Origin of the sequence: Psychrobacter sp. DWR1-2-3, assembly GCF_049896465.1 — a bacterium.
In the GTDB taxonomy this organism is placed as follows: Bacteria; Pseudomonadota; Gammaproteobacteria; order Pseudomonadales; family Moraxellaceae; genus Psychrobacter; species Psychrobacter maritimus.
The window spans coordinates 81,069-105,631 of record NZ_JAFCUJ010000001.1; the positions used below are offsets into that span (position 1 = coordinate 81,069).

At 41.4% G+C, this 24,563-nt stretch carries 22 protein-coding genes and 2 tRNA genes; 7 read left to right on the forward strand and 17 right to left on the reverse strand.

The features are described from left to right. Positions 1-11 precede the first annotated feature (11 nt). From ACP7AA_RS00315 to ACP7AA_RS00335, 5 genes are all read left to right on the forward strand, one after another. The gene (locus ACP7AA_RS00315) at positions 12-1,052 is read left to right on the forward strand and encodes a formate dehydrogenase accessory sulfurtransferase FdhD (protein ID WP_426222309.1); all 1,041 of its coding nucleotides are present in this window, start codon (positions 12-14) and stop codon (positions 1,050-1,052) included. 877 nt (positions 1,053-1,929) lie between these two features. Next, positions 1,930-3,576, forward strand: coding sequence for a sodium:solute symporter family protein (locus tag ACP7AA_RS00320; RefSeq protein WP_426222626.1), 1,647 nt, complete (start codon positions 1,930-1,932; stop codon positions 3,574-3,576). Positions 3,577-3,702: 126 nt separating this feature from the next. After that, positions 3,703-3,837, forward strand: a complete 135-nt coding sequence (locus ACP7AA_RS00325) for a putative transporter small subunit (RefSeq protein WP_227670443.1) — start codon at positions 3,703-3,705, stop codon at positions 3,835-3,837. A 194-nt stretch (positions 3,838-4,031) separates the two neighbouring features. Further along, positions 4,032-4,105: transfer RNA gene (locus tag ACP7AA_RS00330), tRNA-Cys, on the forward strand. 124 nt (positions 4,106-4,229) lie between these two features. Further along, positions 4,230-4,316 (forward strand) — tRNA-Leu (locus ACP7AA_RS00335). 420 nt (positions 4,317-4,736) lie between these two features. On the opposite strand, the gene ACP7AA_RS00340 is transcribed toward ACP7AA_RS00335, so the two are convergent. From ACP7AA_RS00340 to ACP7AA_RS00355, 4 genes are all read right to left on the reverse strand, one after another. Continuing rightward, the gene (locus tag ACP7AA_RS00340; RefSeq protein ID WP_201564792.1) at positions 4,737-4,982 is read right to left on the reverse strand and encodes a hypothetical protein; all 246 of its coding nucleotides are present in this window, start codon (positions 4,980-4,982) and stop codon (positions 4,737-4,739) included. 266 nt (positions 4,983-5,248) lie between these two features. Continuing rightward, positions 5,249-5,500: a hypothetical protein gene (locus ACP7AA_RS00345; protein ID WP_426222310.1), complete on the reverse strand. Its 252-nt coding sequence runs from the start codon at positions 5,498-5,500 to the stop codon at positions 5,249-5,251. A 929-nt stretch (positions 5,501-6,429) separates the two neighbouring features. Beyond that, positions 6,430-6,852 carry a hypothetical protein gene (locus ACP7AA_RS00350; protein ID WP_426222311.1) on the reverse strand — a complete coding sequence of 141 codons (423 nt, stop codon included), beginning with the start codon at positions 6,850-6,852 and terminating at the stop codon, positions 6,430-6,432. Between the two features lie 13 nt (positions 6,853-6,865). Further along, positions 6,866-7,285 carry a hypothetical protein gene (locus ACP7AA_RS00355; RefSeq protein ID WP_426222312.1) on the reverse strand — a complete coding sequence of 140 codons (420 nt, stop codon included), beginning with the start codon at positions 7,283-7,285 and terminating at the stop codon, positions 6,866-6,868. A 152-nt stretch (positions 7,286-7,437) separates the two neighbouring features. Here ACP7AA_RS00355 and ACP7AA_RS00360 point away from each other — a divergent pair, with 152 nt between their 5' ends. Together ACP7AA_RS00360 and ACP7AA_RS00365 are read left to right on the forward strand one after the other, a co-directional pair. Beyond that, a complete protein-coding gene (locus ACP7AA_RS00360) occupies positions 7,438-7,794 on the forward strand; it encodes an IS630 transposase-related protein (protein ID WP_426222313.1) in 357 nt (118 codons plus the stop codon). After that, positions 7,763-8,281: an IS630 family transposase gene (locus ACP7AA_RS00365; RefSeq protein ID WP_426222627.1), complete on the forward strand. Its 519-nt coding sequence runs from the start codon at positions 7,763-7,765 to the stop codon at positions 8,279-8,281. Before ACP7AA_RS00360 ends, ACP7AA_RS00365 begins: the two co-directional genes overlap by 32 nt. A 65-nt stretch (positions 8,282-8,346) precedes the next feature. Here the strand turns inward: ACP7AA_RS00365 and ACP7AA_RS00370 are convergent, their stop codons facing one another. The 13 genes from ACP7AA_RS00370 to ACP7AA_RS00430 all read right to left on the reverse strand — a co-directional run bounded on the left by ACP7AA_RS00370 (position 8,347) and on the right by ACP7AA_RS00430 (position 24,433). Further along, positions 8,347-8,778: a hypothetical protein gene (locus ACP7AA_RS00370; protein ID WP_426222314.1), complete on the reverse strand. Its 432-nt coding sequence runs from the start codon at positions 8,776-8,778 to the stop codon at positions 8,347-8,349. Positions 8,779-8,830: 52 nt separating this feature from the next. Next, complete coding sequence (locus tag ACP7AA_RS00375) at positions 8,831-9,892, reverse strand: polymorphic toxin type 44 domain-containing protein (protein ID WP_426222315.1); 1,062 nt, start codon at positions 9,890-9,892, stop codon at positions 8,831-8,833. Then, on the reverse strand, positions 9,885-12,737 hold the full coding sequence (locus tag ACP7AA_RS00380; protein WP_426222316.1) for a type VI secretion system Vgr family protein: 2,853 nt from the start codon (positions 12,735-12,737) through the stop codon (positions 9,885-9,887). Before ACP7AA_RS00380 ends, ACP7AA_RS00375 begins: the two co-directional genes overlap by 8 nt. Before the next feature lie 115 nt (positions 12,738-12,852). Next, positions 12,853-14,007, reverse strand: coding sequence for a type VI secretion system protein TssA (tssA, locus tag ACP7AA_RS00385; RefSeq protein WP_426222317.1), 1,155 nt, complete (start codon positions 14,005-14,007; stop codon positions 12,853-12,855). Beyond that, positions 14,007-16,931 (reverse strand): type VI secretion system ATPase TssH, encoded by a 2,925-nt coding sequence (gene tssH, locus ACP7AA_RS00390; protein WP_426222318.1) that lies wholly within the window; start codon positions 16,929-16,931, stop codon positions 14,007-14,009. The genes tssA and tssH overlap by 1 nt, the downstream gene beginning before the upstream one ends. Before the next feature lie 147 nt (positions 16,932-17,078). Further along, on the reverse strand, positions 17,079-18,104 hold the full coding sequence (tssG, locus tag ACP7AA_RS00395) for a type VI secretion system baseplate subunit TssG (RefSeq protein ID WP_426222319.1): 1,026 nt from the start codon (positions 18,102-18,104) through the stop codon (positions 17,079-17,081). Beyond that, a complete protein-coding gene (gene tssF / locus ACP7AA_RS00400) occupies positions 18,068-19,891 on the reverse strand; it encodes a type VI secretion system baseplate subunit TssF (RefSeq protein WP_426222320.1) in 1,824 nt (607 codons plus the stop codon). The genes tssG and tssF overlap by 37 nt, the downstream gene beginning before the upstream one ends. A gap of 77 nt (positions 19,892-19,968) precedes the next feature. Then, entirely contained in the window at positions 19,969-20,460 is a 492-nt protein-coding gene (gene tssE / locus ACP7AA_RS00405) for a type VI secretion system baseplate subunit TssE (protein ID WP_426222321.1), read from the reverse strand. Positions 20,461-20,563: 103 nt separating this feature from the next. Further along, a complete protein-coding gene (locus tag ACP7AA_RS00410; protein WP_025651832.1) occupies positions 20,564-21,067 on the reverse strand; it encodes an Hcp family type VI secretion system effector in 504 nt (167 codons plus the stop codon). A gap of 53 nt (positions 21,068-21,120) precedes the next feature. Next, positions 21,121-22,602 (reverse strand): type VI secretion system contractile sheath large subunit, encoded by a 1,482-nt coding sequence (gene tssC / locus ACP7AA_RS00415; protein WP_426222322.1) that lies wholly within the window; start codon positions 22,600-22,602, stop codon positions 21,121-21,123. Between the two features lie 3 nt (positions 22,603-22,605). Then, positions 22,606-23,115, reverse strand: a complete 510-nt coding sequence (gene tssB / locus ACP7AA_RS00420) for a type VI secretion system contractile sheath small subunit (RefSeq protein ID WP_200662664.1) — start codon at positions 23,113-23,115, stop codon at positions 22,606-22,608. 59 nt (positions 23,116-23,174) lie between these two features. Further along, complete coding sequence (locus ACP7AA_RS00425; RefSeq protein WP_426222323.1) at positions 23,175-23,903, reverse strand: hypothetical protein; 729 nt, start codon at positions 23,901-23,903, stop codon at positions 23,175-23,177. A 59-nt stretch (positions 23,904-23,962) separates the two neighbouring features. Further along, entirely contained in the window at positions 23,963-24,433 is a 471-nt protein-coding gene (locus ACP7AA_RS00430; RefSeq protein ID WP_426222324.1) for a hypothetical protein, read from the reverse strand. Positions 24,434-24,563 lie beyond the last annotated feature (130 nt).

Here is a 24,563-nt window from a genome sequence, read left to right on the forward strand (position 1 = left end):
AAAATAATATAATGGTCAATAAAAATAACTTAGCGACAGTAGATACTTTGGCAACAGATGCTGCTGAGGCGTCAACGCAAAAAGTACCACTATCGCGGCTGCATTTGGCACAAAAACATCGTTATTTATCTACTGAAAACTCTACTCATGCAACCAAAGAAATAGAGATTGATGATAAATCAGCAATGCTAGCAGTAGAGGCAGCCGTTGCAATTGTCATTAATGGTATCCATTATGCGATATTGATGGCAAGCCCCTATCAGCTTGAATATCTTGCCATTGGTTTTTTATATAGTGAAGGGCTGATTCATCATAGTCATGAATTACTAGATTGGGAAGTGACCCAACTGACCGATATCGCAAGTTATCAGAAATTCAGCAATGATTTAACGGATGATTCGGCTACTGCAACGACTACTTTTGAGCAGTTTTCAACGCAGCTGCAAGACTATGACGTGTATGTTGTGGAACTGGTATTAAATCAGCGCTGTCATCAGCGTATTCAAGCGCAAAAGCGGCAGCTAGCAGGACGTACAGGCTGCGGAATGTGTGGTATTACAGGACTGGCGCAAGCACTTCCTGATTTAAGCAGTTATTCAGCGCCAAACTTAGAATCAGGCGAAAAACTATCAGCATCAACTATCCCTACTCTAAATTATTTATTACAAGTACGACAAAATATTAACGCCGCACAACACACGCATCAATTAACCGGTGCGGTACATGCCGCTGCCACCATGCAAGGCGCTGACTTATATCTATTCGAGGACGTCGGACGCCATAATGCCCTCGATAAACTTATCGGTTGGCAATTACGCCACAAAGCAGAGCTGACATGCGTGGTCATGACATCGCGGCTGTCTATTGAGTTGGTGCAAAAAGCCATTCGTAGTCGCCTACCTTGGCTTGTCGGCATGTCTGCACCGACCAGCACTGCGGTACGGGTTGCTGAGCGCTATGGCTTGGGGCTGGCAGGGTTTTTACGCGACGACCGAGTTACTTACTATACCAACACCACACCAACTGTCCAAACGCTTAAAACACCAATCTAGAGCGGATTCTGCTGTTATATCTCTATAACTAAACATGCCATGTCTCACTCCGTTACTATGCACTCCTAATACCCTTCCTGTGCAAGTTTTCACTTATCCATTCGATTAAGCTTTTTTAACTCCATCTTGCTCTAACACTGATTACAGTTATTATTATAAATCTATCTATTAGTTTGCCTTAACCATCCTTGACTCAGAAGTTTGAGGGAAAATTTGAGGTTAGAGATAGAATAGGTTACCCTTACCGCACAAACATGTTACTAATATTTAACATAGCTGTAGTTTTATTTATCAATGATAAGTAAATGAGCACCACAATCCCAATAAGATTTTACTTATCATCACGACAACGGATGATAGCTCACACGCAATAAATTGAGTAAAACGCTACTCTAATTATTGCTTATCACAGCTGATATAAGCTGTCTACATTTAGCACAAGTCATACAGTTTTGGCTTAGTGCTTATCCGTAATTTTGCTATAGACGCTTACCATGTAAGCCTCGTGTAGCCTATCGCTACTATCGATGACGCCGTATTTGACCGCGTAATGGTTTATCCATTAGCAGACGCTAATTGAGAGTTGCCGCTGTTATTTTTCATACAAGATTTTAGTCGATATTTTTTATTAAATATTTTAATAGCCTGTGGCCAATGAAAAATTAATACACCCTCTAACGTTAGCATTTGGTTTTTATAACCATTTATTTTATTGCGTATTGCTCGTTGCTAATTGTACGCACGGGTAAAATTGTATGCGCGTGGCAAATAGGCTGAACGCGCGTTTTTATATTTTCGCCAGTTTGTAAGTTTTACTTTAAAGCGAACTATTATTCTATTAAAACAATTGCGAGGTATGAATTTGAAAACTGAGTCATTGTTCCAATTCTCATCGTTAACCATTCTTTTATTATTACTAGCATTTTATGGTGGCACGTATTTACTGTCTTTATTAATCAAAAAAGACAAGGAGACAACTTCAGGATTTATGGTCGCCGGTCACAGTGTAGGCTTCGGCATGGGCGCAGCCAGTATGACCGCCACATGGATTTGGGCGGCATCGTTTTATGCAGCCGCTACTTCCGGTTATAAATACGGCGTCTCAGGACCGATACATTACGGTTTTTGGGGTGCTTTGATGATTTTATTCATCTACCCTTTTGGTATGCGCTTTCGTGAACTTGCCCCAAATGGTCATACCTTAGGTGAACTCATCCACGCCCGCCACGGCTCATCAAGCCAATTAATTTTAGCCATATCCAATATTATGGGGAGCTTAATTAGCTTGATGGTCAACTTCACCGCTGCTGGTGCCTTGGTCTCCGTACTGTCACCATTGTCGTTTCAGACGGGCGTCATCATCGCAGGCGTTGGGGTGCTCAGCTATACGTTAACCTCGGGATTCCGAGCCTCTGTCTTTACCGACTTTGCCCAACTGGTCGCCTTGATGGCCATTGGTGTCATCATTATCCCAGCGGTACTATTTTCCATGGGTGGTCCGTCAGTCATGGTCAGCGGACTGTCGAATTTAACCTTTGAGCAGCAAGATTTCTTTTCCTCTGAAGCGTTCTTTCAGCAAGGTGCGCCATATTTTGTCGCCGTATTGGCTTATGCCATCGGCAATCAAACCATTACCCAGCGCCTATTTGCCATTGATAAAACCAAAATTAAAGCGACCTTTATCACTGCCACGGTCGGTTATGCCGGTATCGTCATTGGGCTTGGTATGATTGGACTCATGGCGTTAACCATAGGTATCGAGCCACTTGATGGCAATATGAATAACTTAATTCCGCAAATGGTCAGTACTTATTTGCATCCGGTCTTTATCGCATTATTCTTTATTTTAGTGATAGGTTCGCTGTCCTCAACCGCTGACTCAGACTTATCAGCGCTATCAACGATTATGATGGCGGATGTCTATGGCAAAAACCTTGCCAAGGGGCGCGTTAAACCAAAAACTATGATGCTTGTCGGTCGCGGAACCATGATTGTCGCTACGGCAGCAGGATTGATTTTTGCCAGCTTTAAGCTTGATATTTTGGTAATGCTGGTCTTCGTTGGCGCGTTATGGGGTGCTATTGTTTTCCCAGTGATTGCCAGTGTGTTCTGGAATCGCGTCACCAATGTCGCCTTTACCTCAGCGGTCATCGTTGGGCTATTATTGTTCTGCGTTGCGCGCTTTGAGCTGATACCGATTACCGGCTTCACCGCCTTATTCTTTGAGATATTGGCCAGTGTCGGTGCCGCAGTGGTTATTGGACTTATGGTCTTTGGCTTTCTAGGTCGTAAAATCGGCATGGTCGCCGCCGCTATCACGCTGGTGCTGATGTTAATCTTCGCCACTGGCTTCCTACGCCAGTACATGGTTTTACTGGCTTCACTGACCGCTTACGGCGCAAGTACCATCGTCTGTGTGATTGTTAGCCTAATGGGTGACGAGCATTTTGATTTTGACCTCATTAAACAGCGGGTTGGCGACTATGATAAAAAGCCGCCAGTACAACCGCTAGCAAAATCTTAAATAAGATTAATATTATCAAGTGATGGTTGGTCATTAACTGGCTAACCATTATTAGAAGTCATTATTAGAAGCCAGCAAAGTAAAGTGAAAATCAACAGCAACAATTACTAAATATAAGGAGTTATCATGGACAACGTCTTTATCTATGGATTATATATCCTCATTTGGCCGGCAATTACGCTGGGTGTACTGATATTGATTTGTACCGCAACCTATCGTGATATTAAAAAAGCGCAATATAATAATAAAGATATCGTTTAGCACATGATATTAGACGATGTGTTTTACAAAGCCATCACTTAGCAAAGGCTTAGTGATGGCTTCATTTGGTCTAACAATACTTCGAATAAGCGTTAATTTATGGGAAAATAACCACAACTGAGCAGATAAGTAGTATTTAATTAAAAAATGACTTGTAATTTAAATTATTTTTGCTAATATAGGCATCCTTGATTGGCTGGGTGGCAGAGTGGTCATGCAGCGGACTGCAACTCCGTTAACGCCGGTTCGATTCCGACCTCAGCCTCCAATTATTTAGGTTAAAAATATTATAAATATTAGGTTAATTTTAGCTTGCTTTATTAACATAAATGCTTATAATAGCGACCACTATCTAACAAGTAGAAAGCTTACTTTTAGATAATACAATTTTTGCCCGGGTGGTGAAATTGGTAGACACAAGGGATTTAAAATCCCTCGCTAGTAATAGCGTGCCGGTTCAAGTCCGGCTCCGGGTACCATTACATTAAAAGGCTTCCAAGCAATTGGAAGCCTTTTTCTTATGGTGTCGTTTTTTCATTGTATTAATAATCCCCTCATTTATTGCTAGCAAAAATATTCTGAGAAAACAACTGTTTTATAATATTTGTCAGCCTAGACCGGTTAATCGTTGTTTTAATTTAGTTGTAAGCTCATACTTCACACTTGCTAATAAATTGAAGCCAAAAAAATCCGACCTCATGAAGCGATCGGACTTTTAATATTTGGTGGAAATGGCAGAAACTAACTATTAATCTCAAACCATTGATATTAAAATTTTTAAAACATCAATGATATCAACCATCATTCTTTATTATTACTATTTTAAAATACCTAATTAGATTTTTCATTTGTAAGGTGATACATGACCTATGCTTTCGTAAGACGTATAGTTCTGAGAATCAAAAGCCTGCCTCGGCCTGTGTTATCGCTACTATCTTAATTGGTACTGCACACGACCAAGCCATGCCAGCTGTACAATAAAACATACCATCACTAAAAGATACTATACGGGCTGTAAAATCATTATTGGCTAAATAGGCCATAGCATCCTGATCGCAACCATCATCTACCGCACACCAGACCTCTTGATGACCCTCTTCCAACATTACACGAGTTAGTTCACTTCCTGTAATTGCTGCATCCATACCTATAGCTCCTAATCATATTTTACGATTATTAAGCCAAACAAGTGGGTATATAAAAGCTATACCTTGACCATCTCTGAGACTTTCGCATTTATGATTTTGTATTTTTAAATCAAAACGGTACAGTAGACGTGCCTAATACTATTTTTTAATACATAGTATATATCTTTATTCACAATAATGAATATAATTTATAGTCTAATTATCGATTAACCATACTATAAACTAATGTTTATTAAAATAATATTAATTAAATTAGAATTTTCCTATAACCCCACTTCTTCTTGAGTAATTTCAGCCTTTTTAATTGGTATCGCGTATTTCCATCTACCACCCTCTTTACAGAGAAAGTGACCATCCTCAAATGCCACAATATGCATTATAAAGTCACTGCTGACATTGATAATAGTCTCCATAGCATGCTCAGCACTTTTATGACTCACAGCGCACCACACTTGCTCATCACCGCGCTCTAGCATAGCTCTAGTTAAATCACTCCCTGATAGTCTATTATTCATGTCTCAACCTTTATTTCTAACAGTTAATTTCAGCTTCCAATCTTATACTTTAATAATATATTTTTATGTCTACTAATGTTCACGTATTGTATATAGCATATTGCGTTCGGTAAACTGACGTAAAGAGAACTCATAATTCTAGCTAAGAGAACAATTTCGTATTTTGATAACTATAAATCTCATGTATAGCACTATTAACCAACCCGTCATCGAGGTATTTTTTTATTGGCTTATTAATTAGCTTACTGGCAAGCTTTGAGATCTTAAGATGATTGAAGTCCTAGCAATTTTTCTGGTTGAAGTGTTAAAAAATACATACTGATCTGAAAAGCCTCGTTCTTTGATCTCCTCCAATACTTCTATTGCTTGCGGTTCTATAGGCACAATGTGCAAACACCTAGTTTCACCAATACAACCCCATCATAAGCATTGATGTCTTTTAATAGTTTAGGTAATTACTGGCTTGTGATACGGCTATGATTGATGATTCTATGTAGTTTGATTGCTTCGGCTAAATCGGTGGCTGGGTTGTGCGTGGCTAGTCCATTGAACCGCCCTAGGATTATCGGAGACTCAACATTCCGAGAAACACGTCAATCTCAAGGCGGTTTATTATTATCCATATTAACCGGTATTGGCACTGAATAAGGGTGGGCTGGAGCGCCTTGCATTCTGTTAATGCTTTCTTTGTTTAGACCAATAAGCGCCTTAATCGTCCAATTGTCTTCAATGGACTTCTGATCTGAAACACAAGGCCGTAGCGATTGTTCAAACTCTTGCTTGGTCGTCTTATAGTCTGCCCATAACGAGTCTAGTATACCGATATTGCTTTCATCTACACCGATGCCTTGAGTGGCTTCAGCTATGATTTGAGCGTAGCCTTCATGACTTTCTTCATCATGTTCAATGAAGTTAAAACTTCTTTGTTGCTACTGCCCTACTCGCGCAGCTAACCAAATAAACACGCCACTACCTACAAACCAAAAAGACATAAGAACAAAAGTAAAAAACGAACCCAAAAGCAGCTTGTTATGCTTTTGATACATCTTAAGCGCACTCTTGTCATTAATTAAAGGATACCAAGCCAATTGTGGTATTTTAAATGAACCATATTTTTTATATTTTAGGTGGTAGTTCATGTAAATACCTGCCATTGCAATAATAAAAAAATGTATGTCATAACCGTCCAATTTTTTATCGTAATATTTTTTGTCCGAATATAAAATATGAGCAATATCTTTCTTATGTCTTCTAAAATAAATAACGCATAATTGATACGTTATCATCCAAGTAATCATTCCACCTATAAAAATAGTACTACCAATGCCCATTAATAAGTCATAAGTCATCATTTTTAACCCAGCATTATCCTATCCTTGTTGCTAACCAAATAAACACGCCACTACCTACAAACCAAAAAGACATAAGAACAAAAGTAAAAAACGAACCCAAAAGTAGCTTGTTATGCTTTTGATACATCTTAAGCGCACTCTTGTCATTAATTAAAGGATACCAAGCCAATTGTAGTATTTTAAATGAACCATGTTTCTTGTATTTAAGATGATAGTTCATATAAATACCTGCCATTGCAATAATAAAAAAATGTATGTCATAACCGTCCAATTTTTTATCGTAATATTTTTTGTCCGAATATAAAATATGAGCAATATCTTTCTTATGTCTTCTAAAATAAATAACGCATAATTTATACGTTATCATCCAAGTAATCATTCCACCAATACTTACAATGATTGCAACCCATCTTAGTAAATTTTGAGTATCCATTTGGCTCCCTATTCAGAAATTAGGTCAGCTATAGTTTCTTCTCCCTTTTCACCCAAATATCCTCCTGCTGCTCTGAGCCATGCTGACCATATAGTGTATTAAATATAAAAATGTTATAAAATAAAACATCTCAACAAATATACTCATTTATCATGACTTACTCACTAGATTTCCGCAAACAAGTACTAAAAAGTATAAATGATGGTATGTCCTTTGCTGTGGCGGCTGAGTTTTATAATCTCAGCCCAACCACTATACAGAACTGGAAGAGACGTATTCATAGTAAAACAACCAGGCAAACCAAACCCTATAAAATATCCGATGATGCATTACGCAAAGACGTTGAGCGTTATCCTGATGACTATCACTATGAGAGAGCAAGACGGTTCAACTGTACTGCCCCAGCCATTTGTGAGGCGTTAAAACGCCTAGGCATCAGTCAAAAAAAAGAGCTTAGAACATCCAAAAGCGTGTCCAATAAAAAGAGCGGCGTATCAGAGAAAGCTTGATCGCTTTAAACAGCAAGGTTATCCCATTGTCTATATGGATGAGAGCGGCTTTGAGCATGAAACCATTCGCTCTCATGGTTACGCGCCGATCGGTAAGCCTTGTATTGATCGCTGCAACTGGCAAGGTAAAAAGCGAACTAATATTATTGGCGCTCTGTATAACAAGAGGTTGTTTGCGCTTGAGTACGTTGAGACAAACATCAACAGCATCGTCTTCTATCAATGGTGCAAACACAAGCTAATCTCAAGCCTTAAGACCAAATGCGTGATTGTCATGGATAATGCTCGATTTCATAAGAACAAGCGTATTCAAAAACTACTCAATAGACATGGTCATCGCATTCTATGGTTGCCGCCCTATAGCCCTGATCTGAACCCTATCGAGAAAAAATGGGCACAGGTGAAATTTCTACGCCAAGGGTGGATGGAGAATGATCTACCTAAACTGTTTCGTGATATGGGATGTATCTCTTTTATTCTGGATTAACTATAACTAGTAAAACCGACTTCTTTATAGTACTATTCTTCATATTTACATTAAACCTTGTAATTTCAATCGATCATGAGTAGTTTCTTATAACAAATATTAAAATTACTAGTTTCTATGTCAGTATAATTATCATAAACAATAATAGTGTATTTACAGAAACCATTTTCGTCCATAATAAATTTTTCACCGGCAACTTTTTTATTTTTTTCATAAGAGGCATCTACTCTAATATCTTTTTTAGATAAAAGAGAACTCATAGTGATACTATATGAAAGACTACTTTTGGGTTTGATAGCAGCAGTGTTTCTGAACATATCATCTACTTCATTCAAATTAGGATCAGATTTACTACTATCAAACTCCCCTTTAGTTACTCTAATTGCATCACTAGTATTATTGACAAATTTTATATTTGGACTGATGCCATAGGAATAAATTTTGAAAAAAAGCATTGATATTAAGAAAAAAATTAACAAATATTTTAAATGTTTCATTTTATTAATAAACCTTGTTAGATATCTATAATCAAATTTTCAATCATATCGCTCATTCAAAGCAGTAGTGCGTTGTTTTAGAAACTGGAAAACTCCCATCTGACTGCGAATTTATCTTACTTAAAATTATAGATGCTGTAATATCTTTGCTTAAGTTATGTTTTTCATAAAGTTCAATTCCAATGTTTATAGCAGTTTTATCATCAGTAGTATCACCACTTATTTCTCGCTGTACCGCATTACTTACATATTGAGCAATGTTCGAACCTGTGAGCAATTCATTTGCTGTAAACCCAACTGACCTTCCTACATAGCCATAATGAATATTTGACCATATATCTATGTAGTAGTCATATTCTTTATACTTGTGGTAATAAGTTTCAGACCAAGTATCACTTGGAGGCGGTAAGGGTCTATGAACGGCTACAGTTTTAAATTTTTTCCGTATTTTGTTTTTGTGATCCCACGATTTTTCAGTATTTACTTGTCCAATCCAAAGCTCAGCAGCAGTAATTTTTGATCTGCTTCTATGGTTTGCACCTGCTATAGGCTGTCCTGTTTTATTAGATATTTGCATGATTGATGCGTCGGCTTTATCAAAGACCCTTTTAAGTTGGTTAGAGAGTTCACCTGTTAAATGATATCTCATTCTATGTGCAACTAAAGAATTTACATTAGTTTGTATTTCTTTAACAATGTACTGTGCTACTTGAATAGCGCCATCTACATGATTACAATCAGCAATACGCACTTGCCGTTCCATCTCTTTATTTGATTCAGTCAAAGCTATTGTTGATTTAATATAAATTGAATTAGAGTTTTTACCTAGACTATCAATACCTATATTAGAAGCTTTTAGCGAGCCTTGAGCTAAACTAAAACCAGTATTAGAACTAGCTTTTGCTTGATAAGTTATAAGCATATCGTCAATGCTAACTTTGGTGTCATCGTATTGAAACCGAATAGTTTTACTTCCTAATTTTTCGATAGATCCTGTTAATGGTAATTTGGAAGTGATACCAGCATTACTAATATCAATTCGATACTGGCTCTTCGATAAGATTTGTATACTGCCACTGATATATAAATGAATATACCCTATCCTCTTAGCCATTATCCTGTCCCTCCACAACATGTATTTCGATATTTGCTGGTTCTTCGGTTATAAATTGCTCGGTATAGCCTAGATTATCTGTTTTACCTGTTATCAATTCTCCAGTCGTATTGTTATAAGCGATGTAATCTCTATTTTTTAGTAAATTGCCTTGCTTATCCTCAGCTTTGTATCTCAAATAAAACTTCTCACCTTCTATTATTTTTGCTTGTCTGAGAGCAATAGTTTTGGCAATACCCCTACCCCCACTGCCCCAATCCACCTTACTGGCCTTGTAGCCCACTTGACTTGGTGTGATAAAGGTCACATTACCACCCGATATCTCGATACCACTGCCCACCGCTTTTAGGGTTAGCGTATCAGGCGCTATAATCTCAATACTGTCTCGGCTATGGATACGCAGCACTTGCTCACTGTCGAGGCGCATCTCATTCTGGTGCGCTTGAATGGTGACATCACCATGAGCCGCGGTATGGGTTTGCGCTTTGTTTGAGTAGTAATGAATATCGCCTGCGACCAGTTGATTCATCTGGGTTTGGCTATGATGATGAGTGTTATCTGTCGCATGCGCGTGAGTATTCTTAGTACTGGTATGCTGGCTATGTTGCCCGCTTAGTATGGCAAGATGACGTTGAGAGTCGATCAGCAGATGCGCTTGTTGCCATTGTCCTGATTCGCTTAAGGTCGCATCACTGGTGTCTTTACTAAACTCGGCAAATGGGGTTTGATGTTCTGCGGTGTTATTGGCTTTGCTGCTGCCTCCTAGTCCCACTGGTCGATGAGTCTCAGTCAGCTGGGCATAAGCTTGTTGGTGTTGGTTAGCGGTTTGTATCTTACTATGACTGTCATGGCTCATGTGAGGATTTGATGAAGGATCTGACTGTCGACTGCTGATATGAATACCTGTACTACCTTGCACATTAGCGGCGGCTTTGGTCTCTAAACTGATACCTTGTCCACGCGCTTGGCCTCGGGTGTGGTCGCTATGCTGATACAGATGACCGATAGTGAGGCTGGACTGGTAGCTGGTGCTATAGAGGTTGATCTGTGGACTCTCAGGATGGGCATCAAACAACAGCTGGTTATAGCCGTTATTCAAGCTGTCTTTGTTGGCTTCTCCTGTGCGACTATAGTCAATACTTTGAGTTTTGATGCCGTCTATGGGATAGGCATGGCTTTGATTGATGAACCAAGCTGGACTGGTGGCGTCAAGGGTATCGCTGTCACTGACGATGCTATTGTGCTGAGCGTCACTATTACCTTGTCCATTATGAGTGCTACCAATGATAATGGGATGGGTGATGTCGCCACCGATGAAGTCGATGAGGACATGCTGTCCATGACGCAAGGGATGCGTTTGCCCCATGTGGTCGGCAACTAAGTGACTGGCGATGGGTATCCAGTGTGCGCTGTCGCTTCCATTACTGTCATCAGATTGCCAGTGATATCTGATATGTGCACGATGATTACGGTCATGGGTGATAGCACTGCTATTCGTATCAATAACACTGGCGCTCATTAGGCCAGTGAGGCTTGGATGCGGTTGTCCAAGTTTAGCAAGCTGTTCACCATAAGGAATATGATGATGATGCGGAAATGGCAAATAGCAAGCCGTAATTTGATGGACGTTGTTATCATCATTATCGTGGCTCGTATTAGGCTGTAAAGTAATGGGGTCAAAGGGTGACGTACCTAACCAATCGGTGGGCAAATGATTATTTATATGATGGTGAATGGAGACTAGGCTTATAGGCTCAGCCACATAAGGATTGCCCTCAATGTAATGGGCGCATGGCAGATTCAGATGACGAATACTGCCTGTTAGGCTGCCTAGATTGGCAAGCTGCTGCGCGTTCTGTTGGTAGCGGGTGGCAAGCCTATCGAGACCCGCATCATCAAAATAGGTATGACTGTGCAAAAAGCGCTGATGAGTGCTGCTTGATGAGTTAATAGGTTGCTCGCTACTGCTACTGCCTGTATAAGTATCCATCAGACGGTTATCATAGCGACATAGGTTGCTTTGTTGGGTATGCTGAGCAATACGTGGACGAATGGCAGTGATGCGATCTTTTCTATCAGCGAGATTAGCAGGGTTTTGACTTAAGATGCTTTGAATATCGTTTGTGTCTGGGCGTAAGGCTTCAGCGTCGTGTGGCAGTAAAACCAAAATATGCTTATCGCTCTCATGACGGTAGTAGCCAGTGACACCATAGAGGGCAAGGTATTGTGTTAGATAGGCGAAATCGGTTTGATTATACTGAACGCTATGCTGAATATGGTAGTTACTATCATCACTGAGGCGTTCGTCAAGCTCGATGTCCATATTATACGGGCTGATGATTTGGCTAATAAGCTCACTTAGGCTGAGATGATGGTGGCGGCGATTATGACTATTAAGACGTAATTGATTTAAGATAGGCTCGCAAATAATCCGATAGGCAGCCATACCACTGTTACTACCTACGGCAACTGCTTCAGTAATAATGCCGTGGCGAATTTGGCTTGGCAGCATAGGGTCACTAGTGTGCCAGTGTATGGCCATACTTTGCCCTAACCACTCCTTTATATCCAGTCCTACTTGTGGATGCAATAACGTGATACTAATACGGTAGCCGCAATACAGTGCAAGCTGGCGCTGCTGATAAGACTGCGCTCGTTGATCTTGATGGTAAGGACTTGGATAGGCATCAGGCGCTGGCATAAGCGCGGGTTTCTGCCAGACACTGTCTGGCAGCGGCATACCAAGCAAACTTTCGACAATATCTGCCTGTTGAATAAGACTGCTGGCAATATCAGGATGCGCACTACTAATTTGCAGATGGCGATTTTTTTGTGTCCATACCATGATAAGCCCTTCTTTATCAGTCCAAAGATGTAAAGTTTAATATCACAAGATCACACATTCCGCAGAGATTGCCAGTGGAGAAACCGCCCCATCCATCCAACCTTAATGCTCATCATCAATAGCTATCGTCAGACGATTGTCGTTTCGGTTGAATACCAACCATGTCAGAGATCATGGATAATTGATCTTCGTTTTTAATGATATGAGCCAGCCATTGATCCAACGGCATATCGGCCCAATCAATCGCTCGACCCAGCAAAAAAGTCACTGGACTGTGTGGCTCATTGGTCGCAAAATACTCTTGGATTTGAGCCAGCAATTTAAGCGCTTGCCGACGATTGCTTTGATGGTCGCGGTTACTAGGATTAAAATCAGTTAAGGTGACATTTTTTGTGCTAGCTAATGATTTATTACCGTTCGACTTCGTACTTTCATGATCATCTGTACTGTTTACAGTATCGGCTACGCCCTCTTGACTAATATTATTAGTAGTATCGGCATACTCTGGTAGCAGTGGGTGCAAATGTTGCTTCAATGCCATTAACAGATCCGTCACAGGCGCAAATACAGGTGCATCCATACCCATTAGATCATTGAGCTGATCAGTCAGTGCCTGCCACTGCTCAGTAACTTTATTGAGATTGCTCATGAGTGTTTTTTGCCAAGCTTTACTACTGTTCTTTATGGCATGGTTGTAGTCGCTTAATGTTAGTTGATTGGAGGTTTCGCTATCGGGGTTTTGCTGACGCTGCTTATCATGATCACGAGCAGTTAGGTAGTAGTTATAGTTATAGCTTTCTACCTTGGTATCAGCGAGTGATAGTTGCTTGATATCATCAGTGAGCGCTTTGACAAACCATGACAGCAACCCTGCCCTGATATCCATGCTCTCTTCTTCGCCATCTAGTGGCGGATACATGGTCAGCCAATAGTCATCGTTCAGTGTCTGCAATAGACTCAAACCTTGGCTAATACCCGCTAAATGATCGGTATGACTCAATGCATCCACATACCAAAGTGCGAGCTTCATATCTTTACTGGTATGGCTCAGCAACTCGGCACATTGGTTTTTGACAAAATCCCAGTCGGCGACTTTTAGCTCAGTGACCCAGTTTCCTTGCGCCAGTAATGGGTCATCCTCTTGACGAGCGGCCACGATAGCATCGATACGTGGATCAAAGATGAGATCTTCACCGACCCCATGATGGCTGCCATCGATTGGCGCGATAAGGGTGTCAATATTGGTTGCTAAAAAGTTATCGGTATTCATTATAGTGCCTCTTCCTTAACAGCCTTTTTACTGACCGTTTTTTTCACTGGCGGTCTTTTAACGGCAGGATTTTTAGGTGAAGCTGGTTTGCTTGGCGATTTCTCATCTTGATTTTCAGTTTCATCTTCGCTGTATTGCGCTATTTGATTGAGCGCTACAACAGCTTCAGTATCAAGACGATAGGCAAAATTGTCGTCCTTATCGACAAGTACCGTGATATTTTTTAGCACACTTTGACTGTCATCATGGGCAAGCAGTTGACCCGCCAGCTGCGGTAGCAAGGTATGACTGATGATGGCATCGGCGTTACGTGCACCAGAATCGACTTCATGACAACGTGATAAAATCAGCTCAATCACCTCAGGATCAATGACACAAGGAATATCGTAATTATCACGGATACGGCCAGTGATTTTGTCGAGCTTTAAGCGAATAATCTCTGCAAGCGCATCATCAGTCAATGGATAGTAAGGAATAACGGTTAAACGACCCAAAAATGCAGGTTTAAAGACTTTATACAAATGCGGATTGATGACCTGTTTTAAGCTGTCGCTGTCTGGTAAGCTAAAATCAGTGATGGCTGGATCGGTATTGATACACTGCTGCATAATCGCGGAGGAACCAACATTACTGGTCAATAAGATCAGCGTGTTTTTGAAATCAATCAAACGCCCCTCACTGTCTTCCATTACCCCTTTATCAAAGACCTGATAAAACAAATCGAGTACATCTGGATGGGCTTTTTCTACTTCATCGAGTAAGAGCACGCTATAGGGACGACGACGGATAGCCTCCGTCAATACGCCACCCTCACCATAGCCAACATAACCTGGAGGCGAGCCTTTTAAGGAGGCAACGCTATGTGCTTCTTGATATTCTGAAAGATTAATAGTGATAAGATTGCGCTCACCGCCATACAATACCTCTGATAACGCCAATGCGGTTTCTGTTTTACCAACACCACTTGGCCCGACGAGCAAAAAGACACCTTGCGGGCGATTGGGATCATCCAGCCTAGCTTTTGCAGTATGAATCCGCTTCACGATAGCAGCCACAGAATGATCTTGCCCAATGACACGCGCTTGCAAGGTATCAGCCAAATTCAAGATATGGTCTTTTTCATTCCCCGCCATATCGTTGAGTGGAATACCGGTCCAATCCGAGATAATTTGCTTAATAACTTGTCTGTCTAATACAGGATGGATCAGGCGATGTGTCTCTTGTATTTGTTTTAGCGACTGCTCAATGCTTTGATACTCAGCTTGTTTGTCTAACCGCTCTTTTGCACTAAGCGTATTCGTATTAAAGGCATCATCAGCCTTACCATTCAACTGCTGATTGATTGCATCGAGCTGATCATTGAGCTGACGTTGCTGCTGCCAGCGACTTGTCATGTCAGCAATGCTTTGTTTATTGGCCTGACGCTGCTCATCAAGCACAGCAATTTTTTGGCCGATTTTTTCTTTTTCGGCAATGCCGCCGATACGCTCAAGTTGTTGACTGAGGTTATTGATATGCTGCTCTAGTTGCACGCCTTTGGCTTGTAGTCTATCAAGCTGATTGGGCATGGCTGTCTTTGATAAGCTTACTCGTGCCGCTGCCGTATCTAGTACGCTGACCGCTTTATCAGGCAGTTGTCTATCACTGATATAACGTGCTGACAGCTCAACGGCTGCTTGCAGTGCATCATCATCTATCAAAATCCCAAAATGATCCTGCATCTTGACACTCAAACCACGAATCATCGCCACTGCCGTATCGATATCAGGCTCATCGACTTTGACTACCTGAAAGCGACGTGACAACGCTGCATCTTTTTCGAAGTATTTTTTGTACTCCGACCATGTCGTCGCAGCAATGGTTCTAAGCTCACCACGAGCCAGCGCAGGCTTTAATAAATTAGCCGCATCATTCTGACCTGCCTGCCCGCCAGCGCCAATCAAGGTATGCGCTTCATCGATAAACAGGATAATTGGCTGTAGCGAGGCTTGTACTTCTTCAATGACTTGCTTTAGACGGTTCTCAAATTCACCTTTGACACTCGCTCCTGCTTGCAACAAGCCCATATCAAGACAGCGTATCGTCACGTCTTTGAGCTGATCAGGGACTTGACCGGCGACTATTTTTTGCGCCAATCCCTCTACCACAGCTGTTTTACCAACGCCTGCCTCACCTGTCAAAATAGGATTGTTTTGACGACGACGAATCAAGATATCAATCAGCTGATGAATCTCAAACTCACGGCCTATCACTGGATCTATTTGATCGGCACTGGCCTTTGCGGTCAAATCGTAAGTATATTTATCTAGCGCAGGAGTTGGTATTTTGGTGGTCTGGCTTAGTTCTGATTGCGTGTCACTGTTATCAGACCTATCACTATTGGTATTGGCATTCTCACCTAGCGCCACCTTGGCTGATTGGATAGTGCCACTGCCTTCGGTACTGCCAAGACACTGACGCTCATAATCATCTTTTAGGGTAAAACGATCGATATACTGTAGCTGCTCAGGAAGGGTTTTTAATAATGGCTGATAACGCTCATACGCTAATAGCACGAGCAATATATGTCCAGAGCGGATTTCTAGAGGACTGTTATTATCACTTTTATTATATTGGCTACTGGCAAGCTCCCACGCATCTTCTAATAACGCCATCAAGCTTTGACTAAATACAGGCGTTAGACCTGTTGCCTGCCCAAAGGTATTGAGCGAATCTGTTATGTCTGCTAAGAGTGATTGCTGGCTAATCTTGTTAGCTTTGAGTATTTGAGCTACATCATTGTACGGGGTAGCAATCAGTTCGTGTAGCAGATGAACCGTATCAACTTCACGGTGCCCGTTATTGATACAAAGCCTAGCTGCCTGCTGCAAACACTGTCGGCAACTTGGACTCAAGCGGGTAATTACAGCTTTTAACTGGCTCATAAACCTTTTCCTTTGGCATTTTTAATAGACTGCATATCATTTTTGTAAAACTAATTTATGGCTCTTCACAATAGGTAAAACCTACCTATATAAAACTTAGGATTGCTGATAAATAGACAAGCGACCTATCCATTGGCAATAAAATATTTACTGAATAGGCAACGCATAACGAGTGTCATCATGATGCTTCGCCGCAGGCTGCGACACCAAAAACCCGCCCTGACCCAAACCGCCAAAACTATTTTCAGATAATGACAAAGGGGTGATATATTGCTTATCTAACTCCAATTGCATCTCAACTGCCAAGCTCACACCGCACCATTTGCGAATAAAGTCAATAATGACGTGATACATATCGCCCGCTGGTAACAGCCTTAAATAACGCTTGGCATCTAACTGGTGAAATACGATTCTAATTTTGCTATCAAACTGTACGACACGCGCGCCGCAAAATGCAGAGAGCCCAAGTGCGGCGTGCTGCCCACCGAGTGCTGTCTGCTCGCTTGCGGGTAGATCAAACCATTCAGGCACGAACTGCTCGACACTAACGGTACTATCCAAAAAATGCGACAACACATGCGACAATTGATCGGCAGTCAGACGCCCTGGTGCAATCATGCCAGCATAGGCAATCAAGCTATCGATTGCTGTGAGTTTCTTCGGCTGCCGCGCAAGCGCCCGCAAGCACAGTAGATAACTGTCCTTTTTATTATTTATCTCATACTGTAATGGCAAGTTATAAAACCAACTCGCCTGCACATATAAGTCGGTTAAACGATGATTAAACAAATCTAAAAATGCCGGTGCTGCTTTATCTTTTGCATGATTGACTCGCGATGCCAGATGATCGGTATACATCGCTGGCAAGGCCGCCAATGGACCTGTGAGTCCGATAACTGCTGGATAGACCTCTATCTGCCTACTCTTTACTTGATTCGCCTTTACTGAACTAGCACTGCCTTCCATATTTTCTTGAGCAATGAGCGCCATCGACTCAATTTCAGCTTGCGGATACGCCAGTGACAACGAGGCACGGTAGCGCACTTCAATAGGCATATGCCCCATACTGACTTCGCGCTCAATCAAACGCAGCGCTTGCAATAGCTCATAGGTTTGCGGCGCAGCGATTAGATCGGTTAAATAAGAGGACTGAGACCACTGCGTGGTTGACATCTATATATCTCCTCTTTGGTAACAGCGTCGCTTATGGAGACTTCAACAAAGCTATTTAAACTGGCGTGATAACCAAAAACATGCGCCAATAAATGGGCAAACTGGCGGATACTGACCCCAGCAAAACTCTTTTGGTTGATTTGAATATCAATCACCGTACCGCGTACAAACCCCGGTTGCGGCAAACGCTGAATACGTCGAGCTTTAATACTGGTTGCAACAGAGACAATACCTTCAACCAAGAGTTTATTAGAAGCGGATTGGGTAATATCATATAGCGACAGATACTCTTTCATCAGCTCCGCATCTTGAGCAGCCAATGATAAAAAGTTTAGACTAATCAGCGATATCAAGCGCCAACGCTCCTCGCCTGTATATTCAAACCGTGCCGTTCTGGTCGGCTGCTTTAATAACGACAAACTGCTAAAACCTGTCATCCCTTCGCTAAACAAATCGCCGCGGCTTTGACCAAACACCACTTGGGCTGGCAAGTCTCTATTGGTACACAATAAAGAAGCACTCATGCTCACCGCGCCGGATAAATCTTCACGGTTTTTTTCCACGAACATAATCTGATATTCAAAACCTTGCTTGAACTCAGCCATATCCTTATCACGTTTGATATGGTAATAACGACCGTCATCTTGCTGCTCATAATGATTGAGCGCATAAAATGGATGGTATTCACGCTGTATTAAACGATTGTCACTCTGTTTGGATTCTATAACTTTATTAACTTCATAGATTTCATGCTGAAACAATGCACGGGTATCGGGCACCAAATCATAATAGATAGAACGATGAGTGACTTGAATGGGTTTGGCGGCTGCCTTGAATAAGTTGACGACGGGTGTGCAAAATAGCTTGATGCTACTGGCACTCAGTTGCTGTAGATTTTTTAGCCGGATGGTGTTTTTTTTATCAAATTTAAAATAACAGCGAATCTCAAAACCATTGCCATCGATTTTTAAATCAGGACAAATTTTTCCAAGATTTAGACGTAAAAAATTGAACTTTTCAGGAAAATAAAAGTATTCCTTTAATAAGGCAGAGGCCGCATTACTCACTCGATGGCTTGGAAGAATTTTCTGCTCAGGGTCAAAGCCTATTATCTCGAACGGACTACCCGATACCTTGTTGACTTGCTTGCCCTGCAGATGGGTTTGTCTCACATCACACCACAGCAAATCCCAAAGGCTTGTACCTTGACTTGCATCTTCATCTACATATAAATCTAGCGAATGATTTAATAACGCTTGATAATCAAAGCTCGGATTAAGACCTTTAAATTTAATACCAATACAACCGTTAAGCAGTCCATGCTGATTGTCGTACACTTCTTGGTGAGTCTCAAAACTGACGTTATCTATCTGCAGCGGCAGTAAGGTCACATCTTGAGTTGACTGGAACTGACACGGCGTCCCGTTTATTTTTTGTGTGGCAAATGGGCTTTGTTTAGGAACTAAAACTGCCTCACTCATCGCATTGCCCTGTACGCCTAAATTAAACTGCGCAATAGAGACCGATGGAAAAGGTTTGAGGTAATCAGGATAAACCACTTCTAATAAGGATTCGGTAAAGTCAGCGTATGAATCGTCCAGCTTTTTATTGATGCGTGCACTAATCAACGAAAAAGACTGAATAAGGCGCTCAATATGTGGATCATCTACCGTATCGTGCCCCATCAATAGCCGATTGGCTATCTTGGGATATTTCTTGGCAAATTCTTTTGACTGTTTATTAAACAGGCTAAGCTCATGCTCAAAGTAAGGAAGTAAACTGTCCATGATGCCTCAGTATATTGATCACTGCCAACGACATAGATTGAGCGGTGAGAGTATTTATTGCATTAAATAAATAATGATTATTTTATTAAGTAACGCTGAGAGCTTGGCTCAAAGAACGCATCAAAACTGACCAGCTCTTGTGCTGGATAAACTTTTAGTAAAGCTTCAATAGAAAAACACAGCTGATTGACATCGACCGCGCCAATATCTAATGAGACTCGAACGTTTTTTAATCGAGTATCTTGTTGCTCAACCGTTTGAGCAATTTGACGACAGATATAATCACAATCAACAGGATTGGCACTGCTTAATCCAACGAAGTCCAATATGCCAAAGTTTAATATCGATGAGCGCACGTGTTGATAGGCTTGCAGCTTATTTGACACCACACAACGGGTATTTAATAAAGATTCCAAATCTTGGGCGACGGACGATTTCAATTCATCAATATTAAGCCTGCGAACCACGAGTTCATGCGCTAAATGCCGAGGCTGATCATCGAACAGTTGTTCAAACAAGTTTGGGCGAAAACCCACTTCTTTATTAGAGGCTTTAGCAGCGTAATTCATTGATATCATCGTCCCTAATTGAATAAATAAAAAAGAAAGGCCTAAATATAAACCTTTCTTTTCGGCAAGATATATAAATGGATAACACCTAACACTATCTCGCTTAAGCGGTATAAGTAGCAGTGTTATTGGCTAGCGACCACTTCTTAGTCACTGCGCCTTTAGCAGTACCATCGATATCCTGCTGAGTGTACGTCCACTCAACCGCCGCATACTTAATACCGACTTTTTCGATTGGCACACCTTCTGAACGTACCGTAGGCTCAACACTTGCGATAAGTGCATGCTTCAGTTTCACTTCAAGATATTTAACTCGTTTATCACCGTTGGCACGATAAAAATCAATTTGAATCTCATCAAAAGTATAGCCAGCAGAACACGCTTCCCATAGCTTAGGACTGGTCGAGTCCAAATCTTTCATAAATGTCATATCAGCATGTTCACAACGCTCAGAAGTATGACCACCAACGCTACTGGCTGTCGCTGACTTTGGCTGACGAATCAAATGATCCCAAGTATTTACTTCAAGCCAACCTTTATGCTCGCTATCACGAGACTCGCCATCAATTTTATATTTGCCACGGAACTGAATATAAATATCTTTCATATCACACACCTTGTTTGAGAAGTTTAATGTTTACGTTGGATTTTAATAAACGATCAGCTGTTGCTAGACTGCGGCAGTTGAGTAACCAGTCGCAAAGAAACAGACAATTCGTCAAGTTGAAAGTGTGGTCTCAAAAAGACCACTGACTTGTAGACACCAGGCTTACCCGGTACTTCTACAACTTGTACAGAAGCTTCGCGCAGCGGATACTGGGCTTTTGCTTCTTGAGAGGCACCGTCATCTAACAAGACGTAACGTGAAATCCAGTCATTTAAAAACGACTCAACATTACCAGGCGCTAAAAAACTACCAACCTTGTCACGCATCATGGCTTTTAAGTAATGAGCAATGCGTGAGACCGCCATAATGTACTGCAACTGAGTGGATAGCACCGCATTGGCATTGGCATCATCATTCTGATAAGTCTTGGCTTTTTGTACAGACTGCGCACCGAAAAAGGCAGCATAGTTGGTGTTTTTGCAATGCACTAACGGTATAAATCCTAAATCACTTAACTCTTTTTCACGGCGATCGGTAATGGATATCTCCGTTGGGCATTTGAGCGCCAAATCACCTTCATCGGTTTTAAAGGTATGCACAGGCAGGCCTTCAACCAACCCACCTCCTTCAACACCGCGGATGGCGGCGCACCAACGATAATCAGAGAAAGCTGACGTCAAACGTGACGCGAAAGCATAGGCCGCATTGACCCATAAATAATCACTGTGGTCTGTACCAGAAACTTCTTCAACAAAATTAAAACCTTCGACCACTGTGCCATCTTTAGGGTTATAAGGTAGACGGCCTAAGAATCTAGGAACAGTAAGCGCCACATAGCGTGCATCTTCAGACTGCCTAAAAGCACGCCAGCGTATATATTCCGCCGTTTCAAATATCTTTGATAAATCACGAGGGCGTCCAATATCTGTAAAGGACTCAAGCCCAAACATCTCAGCTGAAGCAGCTGATACAAACGGCGCATGCGCAGCAGCTGCCACATGAGACAATTGTTCAAGCAAATACATGTCAGCATTTTGGCGCGTGAACTCAAAATCACCGACAATTGCGGCATACGGTTCGCCACCGAAGCTACCAAACTCTTCTTCATATATTTTTTTAAACAGCGTACTTTGATCAAAGTCGATTGACGACTGAAAATCTTTTGTCAATTCACGCTTAGTGGTATTGAGCATGCGTATTTTTAGCATGGATTTAGAAGGTGTCTGACTGCATAAATAATGCAGACCGCGCCAACTAGACTCCAGCTTTTGGAATTCAGGCGCGTGCATGACCGTGGTCAATTGCTTCGATATCAGCGCATCAATTTGGGCAATACGGGCATCAATCGATGCTGCCAAATTATCCGATAAAGTTACTGTACCTTGCATGACTTCATTAGCAAGCTCTGCAATTTGTGACTTGGCACGGTTTTTTTCATCATCGGATTTAGCAATGTTGCTCTTACTTACGATATCTTCAAGCAAATCAAAGCTTTCTTCTATAATATCTGAACCATACTGGGCTTGAGCGCTCATACCTTATTCCCCATCGCTTAGATTTTGTTCGGCCATTTTTCTGACTTGCTCAGTATTTTTAAGTACCTCGTCCAATAAATCCTCCAACTTTTCGTTGGCTGAGATTTTATTGCGCAAATCAGCCAGTCGATCACGTGCTTGTACCAACTGCTTCAATGGCTCAATTTGCGCGGCTACTGCTTCTGGGCGAAAATCATCAATGCGATTGAATGCCAAGTCAACGGCAAACTCGCCTCCTTTATCACTCAAGTCATTACTAACCCGAAACGTCGCACGCGGTGCTAAACCTGACATCACCTCATCAAAAGTATCTAAGTCCACTTCGACAAACTTTTTATCCTTTAAGCGTGGTTGTTCAAGTACAGAGTCACCAGAGAATTCCCCTAGTACTCCCACCACAAAAGGAATCTCTTTCGTCTCTATCGAGTCGCCCACTTCAACGTCATAAGTAAGATGCACTCGGGGCGCACGTACTTTTGCAAGCTTCTTTTGTACACTGTCTTGATTGGCCATATAAGTCACCTAAGCAATTGCTATTCTGGTTTTATCACACTGGATAAAACGCACCTGTTTTAACGTAAGATCTTGAATGGATCAGCGGTACTTGATTTGCCGCTATTAGATGGCAAGCTTTTAATCGGTTGTTTAGCGGGTAGCACTTTTGGCGCAACTCGTGGCTTCTGTACTACTGTCTTTTTCTTGGCAGTTGTTTTTACTTTTTTCGGTATAGGCGCACGGTGGCGTGAATTTGATGTGCTTTTCATTTGACGCGCTTTCGGTCTTACGATGGGCGCGGGAGGTTTTGGTAAAGACTCATCATAATTAAAGTCGTATATTGAGCCGTATATCTTGCTAAGGGCATTCTGATACTCTTTTATGAAGTCTTCATCTACATCAGTCGATAAGTAATGCCCCTTGAGCTGATTTTGAGCCACCATAGCACTACTGTTGAGCAGGACTTTTTTCAAAGTCGGCGTGCTATAGCCTTTTTCAACAGCTTCACTGGCGGCATAGACAGCATTAGCATGATAACCATTGCTATAGTAAATCTGAGCCAACAGCTCCCATGCTAGGGAATCGGCAGGATTGACAGTAACTCTTTGATTCAATTCTGCAATCAGCTGATGTAGCTCCACAGATGTTTCGTCTGCATTTTTGAGTGCAGCATATCGATTGGTAATACTAGATTCCGGCTCTCTTTCTTGGATTGAAAGCTCACTATGGGCGACACTCATCGCTGAACACATAATAATAAAACCAGCTATAGCCGATTTAGTCACTTTACTGACATTACCTATCATAAGATTACTCACCGCAGACCCAATTCTTTTGATTCATTGACATACCCTAATACCCAAACCTATTCATCTGACGTATTCAGTAACGTCGTCAAATTTTCCAAAGTTGTTTTCAACTCGCTTTTATTACTACTACTTAGCGTCACATCATCTTGATAACTATCAATATTAGTCTCAGTGATTTTGACAGCAGACAACATCGCGAGCTGACGAGCTTCTAGCGACTGCGCGTCAAACTCTAAAGCTTTTGTAGCCGCTCGCAATGAGCGCGCATATTTTTGTGCTTGATAATTACTTTGTGCAATTAGCATCCATTGGGCAGCCGTTACTTGACTCTCATCATCTACTGCGATGACTTCTGGTAAATAAGACCATGATGGCGACTGAAGTTTTTTAGCAATCAGCGGCGGCGATGAAATAGGTTGTGGTGTTTTTTTGGCACCGGCACTACAACCCGTTATTAACACCCCAGTGCTCAACACAATAGACAATAAATTTATAGTAGAAAGCTTAGTAGCATAAATATTATTCATAAGCGAAATGCCATCAATAAGAACGCAAAAATAAGAAAAAACCAGCAATAAAACTGATAAATTATAACTAAAGTTCATCTTTATCATAATTATATTTGAATCGATTATACAGATACTTGACAATATTTCA